Origin of the sequence: Aquitalea sp. LB_tupeE, from assembly GCF_013391415.1 — a bacterium.
Lineage (GTDB): Bacteria > Pseudomonadota > Gammaproteobacteria > Burkholderiales > Chromobacteriaceae > Aquitalea.
Genome location: NZ_JACAXB010000001.1, coordinates 1 through 3,945, shown reverse-complemented (window position 1 = coordinate 3,945; position 3,945 = coordinate 1). Strand labels below are relative to the sequence as shown.

General features: G+C 54.0%; 3 protein-coding genes and 2 tRNA genes. 3 read left to right on the top strand and 2 right to left on the bottom strand.

Annotation, left to right across the window (positions count from 1 at the left end; all coding sequences use genetic code 11):
- Nucleotides 1–67: 67 nt before the first annotated feature.
- Nucleotides 68–143, bottom strand: a tRNA-Val gene (locus HWX34_RS00025).
- A gap of 218 nt (nt 144–361) precedes the next feature.
- On the opposite strand from HWX34_RS00025, the gene HWX34_RS00020 reads away from it, so the two are divergent.
- Both HWX34_RS00020 and tilS read left to right on the top strand, forming a co-directional pair.
- Nucleotides 362–1,327, top strand: a complete 966-nt coding sequence (locus HWX34_RS00020) for an acetyl-CoA carboxylase carboxyltransferase subunit alpha (RefSeq protein ID WP_178970400.1) — start codon at nt 362–364, stop codon at nt 1,325–1,327.
- Nucleotides 1,299–2,642 carry a tRNA lysidine(34) synthetase TilS gene (tilS, locus tag HWX34_RS00015; protein WP_370459603.1) on the top strand — a complete coding sequence of 448 codons (1,344 nt, stop codon included), beginning with the start codon at nt 1,299–1,301 and terminating at the stop codon, nt 2,640–2,642. The genes HWX34_RS00020 and tilS overlap by 29 nt, the downstream gene beginning before the upstream one ends.
- Before the next feature lie 29 nt (nt 2,643–2,671).
- Here the strand turns inward: tilS and HWX34_RS00010 are convergent, their stop codons facing one another.
- Nucleotides 2,672–3,361 carry a Bax inhibitor-1 family protein gene (locus HWX34_RS00010; protein ID WP_178970398.1) on the bottom strand — a complete coding sequence of 230 codons (690 nt, stop codon included), beginning with the start codon at nt 3,359–3,361 and terminating at the stop codon, nt 2,672–2,674.
- Nucleotides 3,362–3,534: 173 nt separating this feature from the next.
- Here HWX34_RS00010 and HWX34_RS00005 point away from each other — a divergent pair.
- Nucleotides 3,535–3,619, top strand: a tRNA-Leu gene (locus HWX34_RS00005).
- The last annotated feature ends 326 nt before the right edge of the window (nt 3,620–3,945 follow it).

Genomic DNA, 3,945 nt, shown 5'->3' with positions numbered 1-3,945 from the left:
GACTCGAACCCGCGACCCCCGGCGTGACAGGCCGGTATTCTAACCAACTGAACTACCACTCCAAACCTGGTGGGCGTTGACGGAGTCGAACCGCCGACATTCTGCTTGTAAGGCAGACGCTCTACCAACTGAGCTAAACGCCCTGAAATCTTTTCGCTGTCTGCGTTTGCGTCTCAGCGAGGAGGCGAATTAAAGCACAGGCTAAAAGTCCGCGCAAGGGGTTGGTTTCACTTTTTTGCGTAAATGGCGGAATAAGCGGATTTGCATTATATGCAGACTGAATTTTGTCAGACAGGGGCGTGACGGATTCTTTTGCTGTCATGTATGATTGCCCGATTCGCTTAATCGGATGATGTGCATAATGAAGCCGACCTTTCTCGATTTTGAGCAGCCTATCGCCGAGCTCGAGAACAAGATAGAAGAGCTGCGATTCGTACAGGATGATTCCGTACTGGATATCTCCGAAGAAATCGCACGCCTGCAAAAGAAGAGTCTGGAACTGACCAAGACTCTATATGCCAAACTGTCCCCCTCGCAGATCTCGCAAGTGGCGCGTCACCCGCAGCGCCCGTACACGCTGGATTACCTGCGCAGCATCTTCACGGACTTTGAAGAGTTGCATGGTGATCGCGCGTTTGCAGATGATCCGGCAATCGTGGGTGGCCTGGCCCGTTTCAATGGCCAGCCAGTCATGGTAATCGGTCATCAGAAGGGCCGCGATACCAAGGAAAAGATTTATCGCAATTTCGGTATGCCGCGCCCGGAAGGGTATCGCAAGGCATTGCGCCTGATGAAGCTGGCCGAAAAGTTTGGCATTCCCATCATCACTTTCATTGATACGCCGGGTGCGTATCCGGGGATTGGTGCGGAAGAGCGTGGCCAGTCCGAAGCGATTGGTCGCAACCTCTACGAGATGACGCGCCTGCGTGTGCCCATCATCTGTACCGTTATCGGTGAGGGTGGTTCTGGTGGTGCATTGGCCATCGCTGTGGGCGATCAGGTCAATATGTTGCAGTACTCGACCTACTCGGTGATTTCGCCGGAAGGCTGTGCTTCCATTCTGTGGAAAACTGCCGAGCGTGCATCGGAAGCCGCTGAAGCGCTGGGCATTACGGCCAGCCGTCTTAAAACGCTGGGGCTGATTGATCGCGTTATCAATGAACCCACGGGCGGTGCGCATCGCGATCATGCGCAAATGATGAATGCCATGAAGCGCGTCATTCAGGAGCAATTGAAGGACTTTGCCAATCGACCGATTGATGCGCTGTTGAAGGAGCGCTTTGATCGTTTGATGAGCTATGGACGCTTCAAGGAAGATGCAGCCTGATCTGCTTGAACATGTATTAGCCAACTGGCCGGACGAATTGTCCGGCCTTTGTGCTTTTGAGCTTGGCCTCAGCGGTGGGTTGGACTCCGTGGTGCTGCTCTCGCTGCTTGCGCGCGCCCGAGCACACCGGCCAGGTCTGCAGGTGTCTGCCGTGCATGTTCACCACGGACTCAATCCGGCTGCAGAAGCCTGGGTGCAGCATTGTCAGCAGGTTTGCACCACGTGGGACATTCCACTACGCGTTGTTCGTGTGCAGGTTGACCGCAACGCCCCGCAGGGAGTTGAGGCTTGCGCCAGACAGTTACGCTATGAGGCCTATCAGCAAACAAAGGCCGATGTGGTGGTGCTGGCGCAGCATCTTGATGATCAGGCAGAAACCGTACTGCTGCAGCTGTTGCGTGGTGGTGGAGTAAGAGCCTTGGCGGGCATGCCGGTACTGCGGCAGCTGGCTGGCAGGCCGTTGTGGCGTCCTTTATTGCAATTTACCCGCCTGCAATTGGAGCACTATGCCGGTGAGCATGCATTAAGCTGGGTCGAGGATGACAGTAATGACGATCTGGCTTATCGCCGTAACATGATTCGCCATCGTGTCATGCCCTTGCTGCAGCAGCATATCCCTGCTTATCGACGGCATATCGCCCGCTCTGCCTGGCACATGGCGCAGGCTTCGCAACTGCTGGATGAAGTAATCGCAAGCGATTTATCAGTTTGTCTCGCGGAAGATGGATTGGGTGTGATACCGCTACTGGCCTTGTCCGAAGTGAGGCAGGGCTTTGTCATGCTGGCGTGGTTGCAGCAGTGGGGTGTGCAAGGTATTGCCCCGAATCGGTTGCAAGAATTCTTGCGTCAATTGCGCGAGTCGGGTAATGAAAGTCAGCCTACTTTGCAGCTGGATGGGAGGGTGGTGTTGCGCTATCGACAGTCCTTGCATGTGGTCACCCTGCTGGTAAATGTGCCGAATACCCCAATCAAGCTGGATGCGGTCTCACCACAAGACACCACCTACTCGCCGGAATGGGCTGGGGGTTTGCGCTGGAGAGCAGGTGGTGGGTTATCAATGGATGTCATTGCCGGTGGTTTGACCTTGCGTCCCCGTGTGGGTGGAGAATTGCTGATGCAACCATATGGCCGCAAAGAAGTGCGCAAGCTGTTGCAAGAGGCTGGGATGCCGCCACTTTTACGTAAGCAGTGGCCGCTGCTTTGTTCAGCAGAAGGCAAGTTATTGGCAGTGCCTGGTGTAGCGGTGGCGAGTGATTGTTCAGATGCCAGCGGCTTTTGGCCGGACTGGTTGCCAGAAATGAAAAAAGCGCCTTGAACAAGGCGCTTTTTGTTAGTCAGTAATGATTAATCCCGGTCACCGCTGAAAGCCAGCAGCAGCTGCAGCAGGCTGGTGAATAGATTGTAAATGCTGATGTAGATGGACAGTGCGGCAGAGACATAGCTGGACTCGCCACCATCCACGACGACTTTGACTTGCCACAGGATCATCAGCGAACTGAACAGGGCAAAGGCTGCAGCAATCGCCAGTTGAACACCAGGCATTTGCAAGAAAATGTTGGCAACAACAGCCACCATCAACACGATAGCTCCGGCGGTCAGGAAGTTGCCCAGCGCAGACAAGTCACGCTTGGTGGTGCTGGCAATGCCTGCCATGACAATGAAAACCAGAGCAGTTGCCGCGCCGGCGGTCATAATGAGTTGGCCGCCGTTGCTGAAGCGCAGGGCAAATTGCAGCAAAGGTCCCAGCAGCAAGCCCATCATGAAGGTGAAGCCCAGCATCAGGAAAACACCAAGTGAATTATTGCGATTTTTTTCAATCGCAAAAACCAGGCCGTAAAGTACTGCCATGATGGCTATCATGCCCATGATAGGGCTGGCTGCCATGAAGGCAAAATTCAAGTGGGTGCCAATCAATGCGCCCATGACAGTTGGGATCATCGAAAGACCCAACAGGCCGTAGGTGTTGCGTAGAATTTTGTTTCGCGCCAGGCTGGCGGTGTTGGCCTGGTAGGTGTTGTGCAGATCTGGTTGCATGCTGCGCTCCCTTTGTGTGTTTATACAGCGTCAGTGTGTGCTCGTAAGGCGATGTGCCAGCATTCTGACACGAAACCATGCGTTTGGTTCATCCTGAATGTCTTGAAAGATAGGTCGTCCTGCGGTATAGTTCGGCCTCCTTTCGGGTGGCGATACTTTCGTTGCCCAATTGTGCGAGCGTGGCGGAATTGGTAGACGCACTGGATTTAGGTTCCAGCGCCGCAAGGCGTGAGAGTTCGAGTCTCTCCGCTCGCACCATCAGTTGTTTTTAGTTTATCCCTGTAGTCCCTCGTTTTTCTTTATATCCCGCCAGTTATAGCTTTCCAGCTACCTGTCCTAAAAGACACTACGCTGTTATTCCCTTTTGCACGACCATTTCCGCGTTCTCTCTGTCCCACACTTGTCCCATGGAGTGTCCCGGAAAATGGCTACATTCGAGCGTAGGGAAGGTACCTGGCGCGTGAAGGTGCGCAAGTCAGGTGTATCACGTTCCGCAACATTTCGCACCAAGGCAGAAGCAGTGGCTTGGTCAGTCAAGGTTGAGGCTGAAATCCAGGCCATGAAAAGTGGCCTGATTCCTAATA

What these genes read in the sequence shown, in the direction of transcription:
- HWX34_RS00020 (WP_178970400.1), top strand. Translation starts at nt 362, where the DNA reads ATGAAGCCGACCTTTCTCGATTTTGAGCAGCCTATCGCCGAGCTCGAG.
- tilS (WP_370459603.1), top strand. Translation starts at nt 1,299, where the DNA reads ATGGACGCTTCAAGGAAGATGCAGCCTGATCTGCTTGAACATGTATTA.
- HWX34_RS00010 (WP_178970398.1), bottom strand. Translation starts at nt 3,361, where the DNA reads ATGCAACCAGATCTGCACAACACCTACCAGGCCAACACCGCCAGCCTG.